14 protein-coding genes are annotated in these 17,781 nt (G+C 33.4%); 1 reads left to right on the top strand and 13 read right to left on the bottom strand.

Annotated elements, in window-relative coordinates; all coding sequences use genetic code 11:
• Window positions 1-29: 29 nt before the first annotated feature.
• The 6 genes from LG295_RS05175 to gatC all read right to left on the bottom strand — a co-directional run bounded on the left by LG295_RS05175 (window position 30) and on the right by gatC (window position 6,812).
• Window positions 30-581, bottom strand: a complete 552-nt coding sequence (locus LG295_RS05175; protein WP_326001162.1) for a DUF3267 domain-containing protein — start codon at window positions 579-581, stop codon at window positions 30-32.
• Between the two features lie 212 nt (window positions 582-793).
• A complete protein-coding gene (gene rlmD, locus LG295_RS05170) occupies window positions 794-2,155 on the bottom strand; it encodes a 23S rRNA (uracil(1939)-C(5))-methyltransferase RlmD (protein ID WP_404476617.1) in 1,362 nt (453 codons plus the stop codon).
• A gap of 72 nt (window positions 2,156-2,227) precedes the next feature.
• Window positions 2,228-3,145: a diacylglycerol kinase gene (locus tag LG295_RS05165; protein WP_326028967.1), complete on the bottom strand. Its 918-nt coding sequence runs from the start codon at window positions 3,143-3,145 to the stop codon at window positions 2,228-2,230.
• 465 nt (window positions 3,146-3,610) lie between these two features.
• Window positions 3,611-5,038, bottom strand: a complete 1,428-nt coding sequence (gene gatB, locus LG295_RS05160) for an Asp-tRNA(Asn)/Glu-tRNA(Gln) amidotransferase subunit GatB (protein ID WP_107530766.1) — start codon at window positions 5,036-5,038, stop codon at window positions 3,611-3,613.
• 12 nt (window positions 5,039-5,050) lie between these two features.
• The gene (gene gatA / locus LG295_RS05155; RefSeq protein ID WP_107530765.1) at window positions 5,051-6,508 is read right to left on the bottom strand and encodes an Asp-tRNA(Asn)/Glu-tRNA(Gln) amidotransferase subunit GatA; all 1,458 of its coding nucleotides are present in this window, start codon (window positions 6,506-6,508) and stop codon (window positions 5,051-5,053) included.
• Between the two features lies 1 nt (window position 6,509).
• Window positions 6,510-6,812 (bottom strand): Asp-tRNA(Asn)/Glu-tRNA(Gln) amidotransferase subunit GatC, encoded by a 303-nt coding sequence (gene gatC / locus LG295_RS05150; RefSeq protein ID WP_107530764.1) that lies wholly within the window; start codon window positions 6,810-6,812, stop codon window positions 6,510-6,512.
• A 368-nt stretch (window positions 6,813-7,180) separates the two neighbouring features.
• Here gatC and putP point away from each other — a divergent pair, with 368 nt between their 5' ends.
• A complete protein-coding gene (gene putP / locus LG295_RS05145; protein ID WP_326028969.1) occupies window positions 7,181-8,716 on the top strand; it encodes a sodium/proline symporter PutP in 1,536 nt (511 codons plus the stop codon).
• Between the two features lie 94 nt (window positions 8,717-8,810).
• Here the strand turns inward: putP and LG295_RS05140 are convergent, their stop codons facing one another.
• From LG295_RS05140 to purB, 7 genes are all read right to left on the bottom strand, one after another.
• Window positions 8,811-10,019, bottom strand: a complete 1,209-nt coding sequence (locus tag LG295_RS05140) for a CamS family sex pheromone protein (RefSeq protein WP_107531211.1) — start codon at window positions 10,017-10,019, stop codon at window positions 8,811-8,813.
• A gap of 12 nt (window positions 10,020-10,031) precedes the next feature.
• Window positions 10,032-12,035, bottom strand: a complete 2,004-nt coding sequence (gene ligA / locus LG295_RS05135; protein WP_326028970.1) for an NAD-dependent DNA ligase LigA — start codon at window positions 12,033-12,035, stop codon at window positions 10,032-10,034.
• A gap of 3 nt (window positions 12,036-12,038) precedes the next feature.
• Complete coding sequence (gene pcrA, locus LG295_RS05130; RefSeq protein WP_404476610.1) at window positions 12,039-14,249, bottom strand: DNA helicase PcrA; 2,211 nt, start codon at window positions 14,247-14,249, stop codon at window positions 12,039-12,041.
• Window positions 14,246-14,938 (bottom strand): heptaprenylglyceryl phosphate synthase, encoded by a 693-nt coding sequence (locus tag LG295_RS05125; RefSeq protein WP_107557947.1) that lies wholly within the window; start codon window positions 14,936-14,938, stop codon window positions 14,246-14,248. Before LG295_RS05125 ends, pcrA begins: the two co-directional genes overlap by 4 nt.
• Window positions 14,939-15,054: 116 nt before the next feature.
• Entirely contained in the window at window positions 15,055-15,750 is a 696-nt protein-coding gene (locus LG295_RS05120; protein ID WP_107557946.1) for a M15 family metallopeptidase, read from the bottom strand.
• 255 nt (window positions 15,751-16,005) lie between these two features.
• On the bottom strand, window positions 16,006-16,308 hold the full coding sequence (locus tag LG295_RS05115) for a YerC/YecD family TrpR-related protein (protein ID WP_017723471.1): 303 nt from the start codon (window positions 16,306-16,308) through the stop codon (window positions 16,006-16,008).
• A gap of 86 nt (window positions 16,309-16,394) precedes the next feature.
• Complete coding sequence (purB, locus tag LG295_RS05110) at window positions 16,395-17,690, bottom strand: adenylosuccinate lyase (protein ID WP_107531206.1); 1,296 nt, start codon at window positions 17,688-17,690, stop codon at window positions 16,395-16,397.
• Window positions 17,691-17,781: the final 91 nt, after the last annotated feature.

Genomic DNA, 17,781 nt, shown 5'->3' with positions numbered 1-17,781 from the left:
CATTAAAAACAATTTATATTAAATATATGCTATTTTGCTTCTGTTTGTAAGTCTTGGAGTGAAGCTTTAGTGTAAAATATAATACCATCTTCTGTGTCTTCAATCAATTGCACATTTTTATTAAAAGCACCTGATAGAAAGTACAAATCCAACACACAGTATCCTATGTGGAAACATGCTATGAATATAAGCGATGAATATGCAAAGAAAGAAAATAATACGAATAGCGCACTTGTAATGATGACTAATGGAGCTAACATGATGCTGATGTACTGCCATTTTTTAAAATAAACATTTGGCATATGTGTTGTCATTAAACCTAATCGAATACGATATGTAGGTTTATTACCTTTTGCAAACATTCGAAACATAATGTTGTGAATAAATTCATGTAAAAAGTATACAACTGCAAAACCTATTATGCCAAGCAACAAATTTAAAACAATATTCTGTTCAATAATATGTGTCATAGAATAAGCTAATTTATAAGATAATAAAATGCTAATCATCACAATCGTAAATTGAAATAAGATAAAGCCTTCAAGCGCCTTTTTGCTTGAAAATAAATCAATTTTGAACATCAGTCAACCCTCCATGTCATTCGTTATTACCTAGAGTATACAACGATTATCTCCACTAATAAAGGGCTTTTCAAGAAAGTTAGTTGCTTGTAATTAAATTTTAACAAACTTACTCGATTTGCAATAAACTGCAATACTCAGTAAACAACTAATTAATTAATTTCACAATTACTACATATAATAAAACATCCAATTAACTTAATGATTTAAATCTAAAGTCTCTCAAATTGCGCAACAGTTTCAACATGTGTTGTATGTGGGAACATATCTACAGGTGTTATTTGCGTTAATTTATAATGACGTGCTAGTAATTGAGCATCACGTTGCTGTGTTGATGGATTGCAGGAAATGTAGACGATCTTTTTGGGTTTTAATTCCAATAATGTTTCCAAAAATGTTTCGTCACACCCTTTTCGTGGTGGATCAACCATTACTACATCTGGTTTAATTCCTTCTGATTCCCATTTTAAGATAACATCTTCGGCCTTGCCACAGACAAAAGTAGTATTTTCAAATTGGTTTATAGTCGCATTTAACTGTGCATCCTTAATTGCCTCAGGAACAACTTCAACCCCATAGACATGTTTCGCTTTTGGAGCCATGTATAATCCGATAGTACCAATACCGCAATACGTATCAAGCACAACTTCTTCACCTTGTAATTCAGCATATTCTATAGCACGTTGATATAACTTTTCAGTTTGTATGGAGTTAATTTGATAAAATGATTGATCATTAATTTTGAATGTAACATCAGATAATGTATCTTCAATCTCATCTTTTCCATATAAAGTATATGAAATGTCTCCCATGATTACATTAGAATGTGTTGTATTTATATTTTGTTTAACACTGACAATTTCTGGAAAATCCGCTACTAATCTATCTGTTATGATACCACTTTGTTTAAATTTTTTGCCATTTGTGACAAAAATAACCATTAATTCCCTTGAGTGGTGTCCCGTTCTAATAACGACATGACGCATTAATCCTTGCTTCTGACGTTCATTATAAACACTCACATTAAGTTCGTTAAACCATACTTTAACCTTGTTTATTACGTCTTGATGTAAACGGTCTTGTATTAAACATTCATCCATATCGATTATGTCATGACTGCGCTGACGATAAAACCCAGTTATTATTTCATGTTCATTATTTTTACCTACTGGAATTTGTGATTTATTTCTATAATACCAAGGATTATCCATTCCAATCGTATCGTGTATCACCACATCTTTAAATCCTGCTTTTCGTTGAAATAAATTTATCACTTGTTCTTTTTTCATATCTAATTGTGCTTGGTAAGTCATATGCTGTAACTGGCAACCGCCACATTTATAATAATAGACACATGGTGGTTCTACACGCGACTCACTTTGTTCTTTAATAGTCATTAATTTACCTATTGCAAAATTCTTTTTCACTTTAATCACTTTAAATTCAATTATTTCATCAATTAATGCATTAGGAACAAAAACAGGATAGCGATCGAATTTAACAACACCATGCCCTTCGTGCGTTAAATCTACAACTTTTCCCTCTACAACTTCATTTTTTTGAATTGCGTTCATTATTTCACCCCACACTAAAAGAGGTTAGGGAATATTTGTAGACTGACCTAACCTCGTAGTTTATTCTATATTTTATTGTTCAACTATTTCTTCATTTTGTATATCGCTTGGTGTGAAAACTTCAATATGTTGTTTCAAGTTCAAGAAATTACCTGGTAGTTTACCACCATATTCCCCATCTACATTAAGTTGCATATCGGTAAACGAGGAAATACTTATAGATTTCGCCTTTTCATAATGTACCTTTGGATGTTTCGTATGCTCACCTCTTGATGCTAAAGTCATTATATGACCTAGTTCTGCAAGATTCGCCTTTTCAACGATAATCAAAGTAAAATAACCATCATCTAATTTTGCGTCAGGTACTAATTTCTCAAAACCTGCCATTGAATTTGTCAAACCAAGTAAAAACAACAGTGCTTCGCCTTGAAATAATTCGTCATCATATTCAATGCGGATATCTACTGCTTTCATTTGTGGTAACATTTCAAATCCTTTTATATAATATGCAAACGGTCCAACAATGGATTTTAATTTACTCGGTGTTTCATACGATACTTGAGTTAATTGTCCTCCTGCGGCTAAATTAATAAAATAGCGGCTATTCATTTTCCCTATATCTACACGTGTAATGTGACCTTCAATGATAACATCAATCGCACTCATTATATCGGTAGGTAAATGTAACGCACGACCAAAATCATTAACAGTGCCCATTGGAATGATACCTAAACTCGGTCTATTGGCTTTTTCTGCTATACCATTGATAACTTCGTTTAAAGTGCCATCACCACCAGCGGCTATGAGTACATCGTAATTTTGTTCTAAACAACGTGTTGCTTCTGTTGTAGCATCTCCGACTTTTTCAGTTGCATAAGCACTTGTTTCAAAACCTGCTTTTTCTAATTTAATTAAAACATCTGGTAACGTACGTTTAAAAAGTTCTTTGCCAGATGTTGGGTTATAAATGATTCTAGCTCGTTTTCTCATAATTTATCCCTCAACTTCGTATACTCATTACCTATATTAAATGATTTACATAGATGATAAAAGCATTTTAGGTTAAATTTTAAAAGAAAATACCTAACCGTGTGTATAAGAACAAGAGAGACAAAGAAATTTAGTTTCTTTAAAACTATTGCTTTCTCTCCTTGACGATGACTTGTATTAGTTGGACTATAAGGTTTAGCTGAACTCACTCATGCATAAGTCCCACTAGCTCTTGAAAGCGGATCAGCTGAGCAGGTACTCATGTGTAAGAGCCACTAACTTAACAAATCAAAAATTGGCTCTATTAGAGAAGTGGGTTTGAATGTTTACCTGAGCTTTAGCTATTGTAATGTAATGTTTAAGGCTGGGACAATTAAATTGTCCCAGCCTACTAGTATGAGTATATAGAAGATCTAGTACACATGATTACAATTTTACAATTAATAAATATCTATGTGTGAACTATTATCTTTTATCTAATTCTTGTTTCAATAATTGATTGACTAGTTGTGGATTGGCTTGGCCTTTCGAAGCTTTCATAATTTGACCAACTAAGAAGCCCATCGCTTTACCTTTACCATTTTTATAGTCTTCAATTGATTGTTCATTATTATCTAATGCTTCATTTACAAATTTGAGAAGCGTTGCCTCATCCGAGATTTGAACTAAGCCTTTATCTTCCATAATTTGCTTCGCATCCCCACCATTTTCAGCAAGTTCTGGGAATACTTTTTTAGCGATTTTACTACTCATTGTGCCGTCTTCGATTAATTTAATCATTCCAGCTAAGTTTTCAGGTGTAAGTTTAGTATCTAATAATTCAATTTGGTTTTTATTTAAGTACTCGTTCACTCCGCCCATTAACCAGTTAGATGTTAATTTGACGTCAGCACCTTGTGCTACAGCACCTTCGAAGAAATCTGACATTTCTTTAGTGAGTGTAAGTACATGTGCATCATAAGCTGGTAAACCAAATTCATTAACATATTTTTCTTTTCTTTCATCTGGTAATTCTGGAATTGTTTTACGAACACGCGCTTTCCATTCATCGTCAACGTATAAAGGAACAATATCTGGTTCCGGGAAGTAACGATAGTCATCAGAACCTTCTTTAACACGCATTAATAATGTTTTACCATTAGATTCATCAAATCTACGTGTTTCTTGAAGAATTTCCCCACCGTTTAACAATTCTTCTTCTTGACGTTTTTCTTCATATTCTAGCCCTTTACGAACATACGTAAATGAATTTAGGTTTTTAAGTTCTGCTTTTGTACCAAACTCTTCTTGACCATATGGACGTAAAGAAATATTAGCATCACAACGTAGTGAACCTTCTTCCATTTTACAATCAGAAACGCCTGTGTATTGAATAATAGAACGTAATTTTTCTAAGTAAGCATACGCTTCTTGTGGAGAACGAATGTCTGGTTCAGATACGATTTCAATTAATGGCGTACCTTGTCTATTTAAATCAACTAAAGAATAGCCGTCTTTATGTGTTGATTTACCAGCATCTTCTTCCATGTGTAAACGTGTGATACCAATACGTTTTGTCTCTCCATCAACCTCGATATCAATATAACCATTTTCACCAATTGGTTGGTCAAACTGTGATATTTGATATGCTTTTGGATTATCTGGATAGAAATAGTTTTTACGGTCAAATTTTGATTCCGTAGCAATTTCCATATTTAATGCCATTGATGCTCTCATAGCCCAATCAACTGCACGTTTATTTACTACTGGCAAGACACCAGGATATGCAAGGTCAATTACATTTGTATTTGAGTTTGGTTTCGCTCCAAAATGCGCTGGTGATGATGAGAACATTTTAGAATCTGTTTTCAACTCAACATGGACTTCTAGCCCAATAACTGTTTCAAAATGCATGATTTCCACTCCTTATAATTTTTCGTATTCATTATGAAAATTGAATTGTGTTTCGTATTGGTAAGCGACACGGTACAATGTTTTTTCATCAAAAGGTTTACCAATAAATTGTAAACCAATTGGTCGACCATTTGATTGTCCACACGGTACAGAGATACCTGGTAACCCTGCTAAGTTTACAGGCGTTGTTAGTAAATCGTTCGCATACATTGTAAGTGGATCATCAATCTCTTCACCTAAATTAAATGCAGTAGTTGGTGTAGTAGGTCCTACTACAACATCATAATTTTCAAAAATACGATCAAAGTCATTTTTAATTAAAGTTCTAACTTTTTGTGATTTTTTGTAGAAAGCATCATAATAGCCTGAACTTAATGCAAATGTACCTAAGAAGATACGACGTTTAACTTCTTCACCAAAACCTTCACTTCTAGACATTTTATATAATTCCTCTAATGAATTAGCTTCAGGTGAATGATAGCCATATCTTATACCGTCAAAACGAGATAAGTTAGATGATGCTTCTGAAGATGCAATAACATAATAAGATGGAATACCATACTTCGTATTAGGTAATGAAACTTCTTCAACTATTGCACCTAATGATTTCAGTGTTTCAACTGCTTCTTTAACTGAATCTTTAACCTCATCAGAAATACCTTCGCCTAAATATTCACTTGGTAAAGCTACTTTAAGACCTTTAATGTCTTTTCCTATGTCAGCTGTATAATCAGCTTCTTCAACAGGAGCACTAGTTGAATCATTTTCGTCAACGCCTGTAATTGCCTCTAGCACTAGTGCATTATCTTTAACTGTACGTGTCAATGGACCAATTTGATCTAATGATGATGCAAATGCAACAAGACCGAAACGAGATACACGTCCATATGTTGGTTTTAGACCTACGATACCACAGTATGCAGCTGGTTGACGGATTGAGCCACCAGTATCTGAACCTAAACTAAACGGTACTAAGCCTGCTGCTACAGCTGCTGCTGAACCACCAGATGAGCCACCTGGAACAGCGGTATGATCGAATGGATTCACTGTTTTTTTGTAATAAGATGTTTCTGTTGAACCACCCATTGCAAATTCATCCATATTCAATTTACCGATAAGTACCGCATTTTCATTATGTAACTTGTTCATTACAGTTGATTCATAAATCGGTACAAATCCTTCTAGCATTTTACTAGCACAAGTTGTTTCCACACCTTCGGTAATAATGTTATCTTTAATTCCCATTGGGATACCGAATAACTTACCTTCCATTTGGTCCTTAGCTTGTAACTCATCAAGCTCTTGTGCTTTCTTAATTGCATTTTCTTTATCTAACGCAAGAAATGATTTAATAGTTGGATCCGTTTCATCAATTGCATCGTAAATGTCATTAACAATTTGTGATGGTTTTATTTCTTTGTTTTTGATTAAGCTGATTAAATTCTCCACAGATTCATAACGGATCGTCATCTTAAGCGTCCTCCTCATTCATGATAGATGGTACTTTAAATTGTCCATCTTCCGTCTCTTTAGCATTTTTTAATGCAAGCTCTTGGGGAATGCCCTCGACTGCTTTATCTTCACGTAATACATTTTGTAAATCTAATACATGATATGTTGGTTCAATGTTACTTGTATCTGCTGTATCTATTTGGTTAGCAAAGTTTAAAATACTTTCTAAAGTGTTTTGCATTTCTGCAGTTTCATCTTCATTAATTTGAAGTCTTGCTAAATTAGCGATGTGTTCAACTTCTTCTCGTGTAACTTTAGCCATTAAATAAAAGCCTCCTTTTTACTCATTCATTACAAAATTGTACCAAAATTCCGTCCAAAAATCTAAGTTTTTCAATAATATACGCAAATTAAAACAAATTAATTTAGTAAGTTATACCAATTATTTTTTAAATTGTAATAGCTTTATTAACCTTATCTATAGATTCATCGTTTTCATTTGCATATTAAATCACAAAAATTCATAACAAGTGTATCATTACAACACAAGTATGTAAGCGCTTAACAATATATTGTTAAAAGCAATATATTTTTAAAAATAAAAATAGTACTACTCCTTTTATAAATTTAATTGTATAATCATTCATGTACAACAATTTAATAGATAAAGACAAAGGGAGATGGTGAACCATGCTGATTTTGGGCACTTCATTAGCTAATCAAGTTCATGCGGGTTGGCAAACTTATATTATGATCGTAATATATTTCATTATACTACTCGTTATTGGTTATTATGGGTATAAACAGTCTACAAGTAATTTAAGTGAATTTATGCTTGGAGGCAGAAGTATTGGTCCTTATGTCACCGCTCTTTCAGCTGGTGCATCGGATATGAGTGGTTGGATGATTATGGGATTACCTGGTTCTGTATATAGCACAGGGCTTTCAGCAATGTGGATAACAATCGGTCTCTCATTAGGCGCATATGTGAACTACTTTGTCGTAGCGCCTAGGTTGAGAGTTTATACTGAACTCGCAGGCGATGCGATTACATTACCAGATTTTTTCAAAAATAGACTGAATGATCAAAAAAATTATATAAAAATTATTTCTGGTTTAATTATCGTAGTTTTCTTCACGCTGTATACACACTCTGGTTTTGTTTCAGGGGGCAAATTATTCGAAAGCGCTTTTGGTTTGAACTATCACTGGGGACTTATTATAGTAGCTGCGATTGTCATATTTTATACTTTTTTTGGAGGTTACTTAGCAGTTTCGATTACAGACTTCTTCCAAGGCGTTATCATGTTAATTGCCATGGTCATGGTGCCCATTGTTGCTCTCATAGAGCTCAGTGGATTGGATACGTTTAGACAGGTAGCTGAAATGAAACCAACAAATATGAACTTATTTAAAGGTACAACAGTATTAGGGATTATCTCATTATTTGCTTGGGGTTTAGGCTATTTCGGCCAACCACATATCATCGTTAGGTTTATGTCTATTAAAACACATAAACTGTTACCTAAAGCAAGACGACTTGGTATTAGCTGGATGGTTATAGGTTTGTTAGGCGCTGTAGTAGTTGGCCTTACTGGTATTGCATTTATTTCTGAACGCAATATTCAATTAGAAGATCCTGAAACACTATTTATTGTCATGAGTCAGATTTTATTCCATCCTCTTGTAGGTGGTTTCCTATTAGCAGCGATATTAGCAGCCATTATGAGTACAATATCATCTCAGTTACTTGTAACTTCTAGTTCATTAACTGAAGACTTTTATAAATTAATTCGTGGAGAAGATAATGCCCGAGAACACGAAAAAGAATTCGTCTTGGTTGGTAGGTTATCTGTATTGTTAGTAGCCATTGTTGCTATTTGGATTGCTTGGTCACCAAATGATACTATTTTAAATTTAGTCGGAAATGCCTGGGCAGGATTTGGCGCTGCTTTCAGTCCTTTAGTCATCTTCTCACTATACTGGAAAGGTTTATCACATGTAGGGGCTTTATCTGGAATGATTACAGGTGCAGTAGTTGTTATTATCTGGATTGCTTGGATAAAACCTTTAGCTAACATCAATGAAATATTTGGTATGTATGAAATCATACCTGGTTTCTTGGCAAGTGTGATTGTAACTTACCTTGTTAGTAAATATACTAAAAAACCTGGAGATTTTGTCGAAAAAGATCTCAATAAGGTCAAACAAATGATTAAAGAATAAACACTTTCTAATTATTTATATCATATAAAGACGCCCTACAAAATTGACATAAATTGACAATCTTGTAGGGCGTTAATTTAATATATTCTATTTACTAATTATTATTTTTATAAATATGAACTTGCGGTTCTTTATCATCTTTTGATTTACTGATTAAGGCTTTTGGATTATTACCATCCTTAATATGAATTTCATATTCATCTATACCGTCAAAATATTTTTCTGCTTGTTCTGTCACATACTGGGTGATACCAATTGTTTCTGCTTTACCATAGTAATCAATTGGTACATCGACAGATAATTGTTTTGCTTCTTTTTTATCAAATTTAACTGTTCCGACTGCTTGAGTAAAGTTATTAAAATAAGTTTGTAAGTCATCATTAAACTGTTTAAAATCATTATTTAAGTTTTCATCTAAATCAGCCGCTTCTTGTGAAGGTAATAAGACTGTCTTTTGATTAATATCTTTCCAGTCATTGATGCGAGTTTTACCTTCTTCAACAGTTGTACCTGCAATAAACTCTCCAGGTACAATGGAATTTTCACCAGTTTGTTTGTAGATTGCAAAATGAATTGGTATTTCTTTCAATTCTTTATGCTCACGAATTCTAGATAGAATCTCCCCTGCCATTTGCTTACCTTGCTTTTTAATTTCTTTATCATCTAAATCTTCACTATAAGTTTCGCCATCTTTTTCTTTTTGATAATAGTATGTACTATTCATTGCTAAACCTATTGTCATGCCTTTGATTTTTTTACCTTTAGTATCACCGCTACCATAAAAATCCTGTTCTAAAATGTTAGATAAATAGGCTGGTGAATTTTTAGCGATTTTTTCAGGATCTGTTTCACCATTATGAGAAGGGTTAAGTCCTAAATTCTCATTTGCTTTTTTCTCTTTACGCTCATCTTCATCCATCTTATCTACTTCAGATTTCGTATACTTTGGACTTAAAAATGCATTAATTGTGGATTTATCTAAGTATTGTCCATCTTGATATAAATATTCGTCAGTTGGAAATACACTTTTACTTAAATCTAAAAGCCCATTTTCAAAGTCTTCTCCATTATAACTATTAGCCATATTATCTTGTAATAATCCTCGAGCCTGACTTTCTTTAAAAGGTAAAATTGTTCTGTAGTTATCACCTTGTACATTTTTATCAGTTGCTATTTCTTTTACAGAACCTGATTCTTGTTGCTGTTCATTATCATTTGATTTTTCTTTTGGTTTCTCTTCGTTTTGACCACATGCTGATAATACAAAAATTGCTGAAATGATTAATATTATCGTTCTTTTCATGCATTATCTCCTCTATCCCTCAATTTCTTTTTGTTTCTGAACAAAGTCTTCTTCAGACCAAATGTCGGTACCGAATTTTTCTGCTTTAGTTAGCTTAGATCCAGCGTCCTCACCTGCAATGACTAAATCTGTACTTTTAGTAACACTGTTTGTTACTTTTGCACCTTGTAACGCTAACCATTTTGATGCTTCATTTCGTGTCATTTGATACAGCTTACCAGTAAGGACAATTGTTTTATCTTTAAATTCAGGATGTCCTTCAAGTTCACTTGTCTTAACACCTTTATAAGTCATATTAACATTTTTAGCTTTTAATTTTTCAATAAGTGCACGAATATCTTCATTTTCTAAATAAGTTACTACTGATTGTGCTAATTTATGTCCAATATCGTGGATTGCTATCAATTCTTCTTCTGTGACATCAAATAACTTATCCATGGTACTATATTTTTCTGCAATGACTTGGCTTGCTTTCACACCTAGATGCCTTATACCTAATCCAAACAATAATTGTTCAAGTGAATTAGATTTTGCTAACTCGATAGCTTTAAGCAGGTTATCGATTTTTTTCTCACCCATGCGATTAAGTGGCTCTAGGTCCACTTTCGTAAGATAGAAAATATCAGCTACATCTTTTATCAGTTCATTTTCGTATAATTGTTGAATCATTTTTGTGCCTAGACCGTCAATATTCATAGCTTGTCTAGAAACAAAATGTATTAAACCTTCTACTAATTGCGCTTGGCATTTCGGATTGATACAGCGTAATGCAACCTCGCCTTCAATCCTTACTAACTCATGATCACAACTAGGACAATGTGTAGGCATATGATATTGTTCTGCATTTTCAGGACGTCTATCTAACACACTCTTGATAACTTCAGGGATAATATCTCCAGCTTTTTTAATAACAACACTGTCACCAATTCTAATATCTTTCTCATGTATCAAATCTTCATTATGTAACGAAGCGCGAGAAACAGTTGTTCCTGCAACTTTTACCGGTTCAAGTATTGCAGTTGGTGTCACAACACCCGTTCTACCAATACTTAACTCAATATCTAACAACTCTGTTATTACTTCTTCTGCAGGGAATTTATATGCAATAGCCCAACGCGGTGATTTTTGGGTAAATCCAAGTTCTTCTTGTTGTTCTAAAGCGTTCACTTTAATGACAATACCATCAATATCATATGGCAGAGCTTCTCGTTGATCTGTCCACTTTTCGATATATGCCAACACTTCGTCTATCGTTTGAACACGTTGGCGTGCTTGATTTGTTTTAAATCCTAATTGGTCTAACTCATCTAACGCTTCGCTTTGAGTATCTGCGTTAAATTGCGTAAAATCATTCACACTATATAGAAAGACGCTTAATTTACGTTTAGCTGCAAGTTTAGAATCTAATTGTCTTAGTGAACCTGCAGCTGCGTTTCTTGGATTTGCAAAAGGCTGTTCATCATTTTCTGCCTTAGCTTCATTCAAATTAAAAAAAGATTTTCTAGGCATATATGCCTCACCTCGAACTTCAAATGTTCTAGGTTCATTAATTTTTAAAGGAATAGCGTGAATGGTTTTTAAGTTCTCTGTTATATCTTCACCTGTTGTACCATCACCACGCGTTAATCCTTGAACAAATCTTCCTTTTTCATATTTTAATGACACAGCTAAACCATCTATCTTTAATTCACACATATACTCCACATCACCAATGTTGTCACGTATACGTTGATCAAACTTCCTCAAATCTTCCTCGTTAAATGCATTGCCTAAACTAAGCATAGGGGTATCGTGTTGCACTTTCTCAAATGTCGATTGCGCACTACCGCCTACTCTCACTGTAGGTGAATCGTCTGTTCGATATTCAGGATGAGTTGTTTCAATATCTATTAATTCGTGTAACAACTTATCATACTCGCTATCAGGCACGGATGGATTATCTTGAACATAATATTCATAGCTATATTGATTTAATAATTCATGTAATTCATTTACACGTGATTGCAAATCAGCCACTTGTTACTCCCCCTTCTTCTCAATTGGTGCGAACTGTGCTAGTAAGCGTTTCGGCCCTTCTGATTTAAAGATAATATCTAATTCTACTGAACCATTTTTTTCTTTCACATTACTAACCATACCCTCACCCCAAGATTTATGCATCACTTTATCACCAACATTCCAATTAGTTGTTGCTTGAGCTTTCCTTGAAGCAGTAGTCTTTTGGCTATGTGCTCTTTTAGCAGGTTGTTTCGTAGCTGATTGGAAACGATTTCCTTGGCTTTGAGAAGTAGACTTACGCTTAGATTCATTTTCTAATAAATCTTCAGGGATTTCTCTTAAGAATCTAGATGCCATATTAGACTGTGGTCTACCAAATAACATTCTAGATGTAGCATGCGTTAAGTATAATGTTTCTTCTGCACGTGTAATAGCCACATAGCAAATACGTCTTTCTTCTTGCATTTCATGTTCATCATCGCTTTTAATCGCTCTAATATGCGGGAATAGCGATTCTTCCATTCCCATTATAAAAACAATCGGAAATTCTAAACCTTTAGCAGAATGCATTGTCATCAACGTTATACCACTTTCAATTTGTGCTTCATCTATATCAGCAACTAATGATAAGTCAGTAAGGAAGTTTATCAAAGATTGTTCTTCTAACGGCGTATTTTCTTCATAATCTTTTGGTACAGACATGAACTCATCAATATTTTCTAATCTACTTCTAGATTCTAAAGTTTGCTCACGTTCTAACATTTCACGATAACCTGATTTTTCTAATACTTCATTTACAATCTCTGTAATTTCTAAAAACTCTTGCTGTTTGATGATGTTTTGCATCGTATCATAAAAAGTTATACACTCTTGTGTTACTTTTTTAGATAAACCAATAAAATCAACTTCTGCTAATGCATCAAACATGCTCAAATCATTTTGAACGGCATATGCTTGAATTTTATCTACTGAAGATGGACCAATACCACGTTTTGGTATATTAATAACACGACGTAAGCTAATATCGTCATTACTGTTTGCAATTATTCTTAAGTAACTTAATAAATCTTTAATTTCTTTTCTATCGTAGAACTTTTGGCCCCCGATCATTGTATAAGGGATATTAGATTTCATAAAGGTTTCTTCCAGAACACGTGATTGTGCATTGGTACGATATAGAATTGCCATATCTTGATATTTCTTACCATTTCGTTGATGTTTCATAATTTCACGTACAACATATTCTGCTTCATCGCGTTCAGTTGTCGCTTCGTAGTAATGAATTTTATCTCCATCTGTATTCCCTGTCCATAATCCCTTAGGCTTACGCTCTGAATTATTTTTAATAACTTCATTCGCTGCATTTAATATATTTTTAGTAGAACGATAATTTTGTTCTAAGAAAATTGTTTTTGCCTCAGGATAATCTTCTTCAAATGACAAGATGTTTTGGATATCTGCACCACGCCAACCGTAAATTGATTGATCGGAATCTCCCACTACACATAAATTTTTGAATTTTGATGCTAATAATTTCACTAATGTGTATTGCGCTTTATTCGTATCTTGATACTCATCTACATGGATGTATTGGAATTTGTTTTGATAATAATCTAATACTTCTGGAACACGTTCAAATAATCGGATTGTCACCATAATTAAATCATCAAAGTCTAGCGCTTCATTTCTTGAAAGTTGGCGTTGATAACCTTTATATACAGTCGCAACCATTTGCGTATGGTAGTCATTTGCTTCTTTTTGCGCATCCTCAGGTGTCTTTAATTCATTCTTTAAATTACTAATTGCGCCTATAAACATTCTAGGTTCAAATTTCTTACTATCTATATTTTCATTTTTTAAAACATCTTTAATAACTGATTTTTGGTCAGTTGGATCAATAATCGTAAAGTTTCTTTCAATACCAATACGATCCGCGTCTCTTCTAAGAATTCTCACACACATTGAGTGGAACGTTGACATCCAAATAACTTCAGCTTGTTCCCCAACTAAAGTTTGGACACGCGCTTTCATTTCCTTAGCTGCTTTATTTGTAAAAGTAATCGCTAAAACATTATACGGAGACACTCCTTTTTCATCTAACAAGTAAGCAATACGATGTGTTAAGACACGTGTTTTACCTGAACCCGCGCCTGCCATTATAAGTAATGGACCCTCTGTTGTACGTACTGCCTGGCTTTGTTCGTCATTCATTTTATTAACTAATGCATTCATTTATGTGTCTCCTTTATCTTAACTGTTTTTAGTGCTTTGTTTATATCTTCATAAATTATGTTGCCAACGATGATTGTATCAGCTACGGAAGCCATTGCCTCTGCTTCTTTATAATCGCTAATACCACCACCATAAAATAATTGTGTAGTCGATAATGAATCAGCTGCTGCTTTTACCATATCAACGTCTCCATAACATCCACTATATTCGATATACATGACCGGTAATTTATAAATATCATTAATCATTTGTGCATAAGCTTCAATGTCTTCTGTTGTTATTTGTGTGTTAGCTTGTGTTAATTTTGCTACTTTACAACCTGGATTTAGAACAACATAACCTTCGAACACTATTTCTTCAAAATCAATTAAATACCCATAGTTTTTCAGTGCTTCTAAGAGCATACCATTATGAAACTTTACATCCATGCTATTTAACACTGTAGGTATAAAATATAAATCAAACCCTGGTACAATACTATCTACATTTGAAAATTCAAATACTAGCGGTACGGAATGAGTATTAACTTTTTTCATTAAGTGTGAAACGTTATCTTCGGTAACATTATCTGTACCACCTATCATAATAGCATCGGTTCCAGATTTACAAATTAGCTCTAAATCCTCGTCACTAATAGACTTTGCAGGATCTAATTTAAAAATATGTTTCCACTTTTTAATCTCATCCATAACATGTTACTCCTTCTTTTAGCATACATTTGATTATATCATTTTTATGCTATGAGTTCTAAAATGATGTAGAAAAAATCACCCCGAATTTTCGAAGTGATTTGTTTGTTTTAATTTCATTTTTCATTTAAACGATAGTAACTTTCTAAATTAGTATCTTGTTCATCAATCATTTTGGCAAGCGGTTTACCAACATAACGAAGATGCCACGCCTCATATGCATAGCCCGTTTCATGTGATTGACCTTTTGGATATCTAATAATAAAGCCATAGTCCGATGCATTTTGCGCTAACCAACGACCTTCTTTGGTTTTCTCAAAATCTTTATGAAAGTCATCTAACAGTTTATTGGTACCAACATCAAATGCAAGACCTGTTTGATGTTCTGATTGCCCAGGTTTCGCAGTATATTGATGTGCAACTTTTTTACCATCTTTTTCTTCATATTCTTTCACTACTTTTTGTTGTTCTCGATAACTTCGATAACCGCTAGAAAACTTTAAATCTAATTGCGCTGCTTCGCCTTTAGCTAATAATTTATTAAAATTTTGTTTTGCTATTTTATCTTCACCTGGTTGGTATTTTGGCGGGAGTTTATATTTTTTATTTACAATTACATGTCCATTTACACGTGTAACGCCTTGTGTTTTATTAATGATTGGCAAGGCATTGGTAGGTTTCACAATACTCGATTTAGTTGGTGTGTATGAATTCGAAAATACTGTCAAAACAACTCCAAATATAAAGACTAATAATAATAACATTAACAAACCAAATAACATTAACAAACCAAATAATAATTTTTTGAACATAACGTTACTTCCTTTCACTCAATTACACAAGTCAGTTCATTGACTATTATGTTTATTCGTTGTTAACTATCAATTACCTCGCTTTATTTTTATAAACATTTAAATCAACTTTCCTAATATGCATACATTTGAAAATGCTTCTTAATAGTTCCAATCATATTGCTTATTAAAACAAATAAGCTAGCGATAAGATGTTTAATATCTTATCGCTAGCTCTACTAAGCCTAATCTTTTATTTTCTAATTTGTGAAATCGTTAATCGGCCGTTTCTATGTTCATGCGCTCTAGAATCATCGTATAAGCATCATTACCCCATTGCAATGATCTTTTCACACGTGAAATAGTTGCAGTTGATGCACCAGACTCTTGTTCAATGGTTGCATACGTATAGCCTTGTTTAATCATTTTCGCTACTTGTAATCGCTGTGATAATGACTGAATTTCATTAACAGTACATAAATCATCAAAGAACTGATAACATTCTTCTCTATTTTCTAGTGTTAAAATAGCATCAAACAATTCATCTAATGCTTTCCCTTTTAGTTTTTCTATTTGCATTTAAAACAACCCCTGTATTTTTCAATTTAATCTCAGTTTAACGTACTAATACATTAAAGTGTAACGATTTCACTTGAAAAATTCAATTATTCTAAACCGGCTCTTTGGAAAATTGTATCCACTTGGTTTAAATGGTGTTTCGGATTGAAGCATTCATCTAAATCTTCTTTAGTCAATAATTCTGTAATTGACTCATCTTGTTCAATTAAAGTTCTAAACGGTGTCTTTGTTTCCCAAGATTCCATAGCCTTTGGTTGTACTTTATCATATGCAGCTTCACGAGCCAAACCTTTATTTATTAAAGCAAGTAATACGCGTTGTGAATAAATTAAACCAAATGTTTTATCGATATTATCAAGCATATTATCTTCAAATACTGTTAATCTTTCTACAATATTAGTGAAACGATTCAATCCATAATCTAATGCAATTGTAACATCTGGCAACATGATGCGTTCAGCAGATGAATGTGAGATATCACGTTCATGCCATAATGGTACGTTCTCATATGCAGTTGTTACGTAACCTCTAATTACACGTGCGATACCAGTAATGTTTTCTGAACCAATTGGATTACGTTTATGTGGCATTGCAGAAGATCCTTTTTGACCTTTCGCGAATGCTTCTTCAACTTCACGAGTTTCAGTTTTTTGTAAGTTACGTATTTCTACAGCGAATTTTTCCATTGATGTACCAATTAAAGCAAGCGTCGCAATATAATAAGCATGACGATCACGTTGCAATGTTTGTGTTGAAACTGGGGCTGCGTCTAGACCTAAATGTTCACAAACATATGCTTCAATTTCAGGTGGAATATTTGCAAAAGTACCTACTGCACCACTCATTTTACCAACTTCTATTTCTTCTCTTACACGTTTAAAACGTTCTAAATTACGTTTCATTTCTGTGTACCACAATGCCATCTTAACACCAAATGTTGTTGGTTCAGCATGTACGCCATGTGTACGTCCCATCATTAATGTGTATTTATAGTCTTTCGCTTTTTGTGCCAATACTTCAATAAAACGTTCTAAATCTTTTTCAATAATATCATTTGCTTGTTTAATAACATAGCTTAACGCAGTGTCTACAACATCTGTTGATGTCAAACCGTAGTGAACCCATTTACGTTCCTCACCAAGTGTTTCTGATACTTGTCTTGTAAACGCAACAACATCATGACGTGTTTCTTGCTCAATTTCTTGAGCACGTGCCACATCAACCTTGGCATTTTGTCGTATTTTTTTAACATCTTCTGCAGGTATATCTCCTAATTTGCTCCATGCTTCACACGCAAGGATTTCTACCTCTAACCACGCCTCATAGCGGTTTTGATCAGTCCAAATATTAGACATTTCTTCTCTAGAATAACGTTCAATCATTGAAATAAGCTCCTATCATACATAATTTTTGTTAATATTACGCCTTAAAACATGTACATTAAAACATAATTTTGAATAAAAGTTCGTGTTT

It is taken from the genome of Staphylococcus pseudoxylosus, from assembly GCF_044794325.1.
GTDB lineage: Bacteria > Bacillota > Bacilli > Staphylococcales > Staphylococcaceae > Staphylococcus > Staphylococcus pseudoxylosus.
This window is presented reverse-complemented; position numbering and strand designations above follow the sequence as displayed.

What these genes read in the sequence shown, in the direction of transcription:
- LG295_RS05175 (WP_326001162.1), bottom strand. Translation starts at nt 581, where the DNA reads ATGTTCAAAATTGATTTATTTTCAAGCAAAAAGGCGCTTGAAGGCTTT.
- rlmD (WP_404476617.1), bottom strand. Translation starts at nt 2,155, where the DNA reads ATGAACGCAATTCAAAAAAATGAAGTTGTAGAGGGAAAAGTTGTAGAT.
- LG295_RS05165 (WP_326028967.1), bottom strand. Translation starts at nt 3,145, where the DNA reads ATGAGAAAACGAGCTAGAATCATTTATAACCCAACATCTGGCAAAGAA.
- gatB (WP_107530766.1), bottom strand. Translation starts at nt 5,038, where the DNA reads ATGCATTTTGAAACAGTTATTGGGCTAGAAGTCCATGTTGAGTTGAAA.
- gatA (WP_107530765.1), bottom strand. Translation starts at nt 6,508, where the DNA reads ATGACGATCCGTTATGAATCTGTGGAGAATTTAATCAGCTTAATCAAA.
- gatC (WP_107530764.1), bottom strand. Translation starts at nt 6,812, where the DNA reads ATGGCTAAAGTTACACGAGAAGAAGTTGAACACATCGCTAATTTAGCA.
- putP (WP_326028969.1), top strand. Translation starts at nt 7,181, where the DNA reads ATGCTGATTTTGGGCACTTCATTAGCTAATCAAGTTCATGCGGGTTGG.
- LG295_RS05140 (WP_107531211.1), bottom strand. Translation starts at nt 10,019, where the DNA reads ATGAAAAGAACGATAATATTAATCATTTCAGCAATTTTTGTATTATCA.
- pcrA (WP_404476610.1), bottom strand. Translation starts at nt 14,249, where the DNA reads ATGAATGCATTAGTTAATAAAATGAATGACGAACAAAGCCAGGCAGTA.
- LG295_RS05125 (WP_107557947.1), bottom strand. Translation starts at nt 14,938, where the DNA reads ATGGATGAGATTAAAAAGTGGAAACATATTTTTAAATTAGATCCTGCA.
- LG295_RS05120 (WP_107557946.1), bottom strand. Translation starts at nt 15,750, where the DNA reads ATGTTCAAAAAATTATTATTTGGTTTGTTAATGTTATTTGGTTTGTTA.
- LG295_RS05115 (WP_017723471.1), bottom strand. Translation starts at nt 16,308, where the DNA reads ATGCAAATAGAAAAACTAAAAGGGAAAGCATTAGATGAATTGTTTGAT.
- purB (WP_107531206.1), bottom strand. Translation starts at nt 17,690, where the DNA reads ATGATTGAACGTTATTCTAGAGAAGAAATGTCTAATATTTGGACTGAT.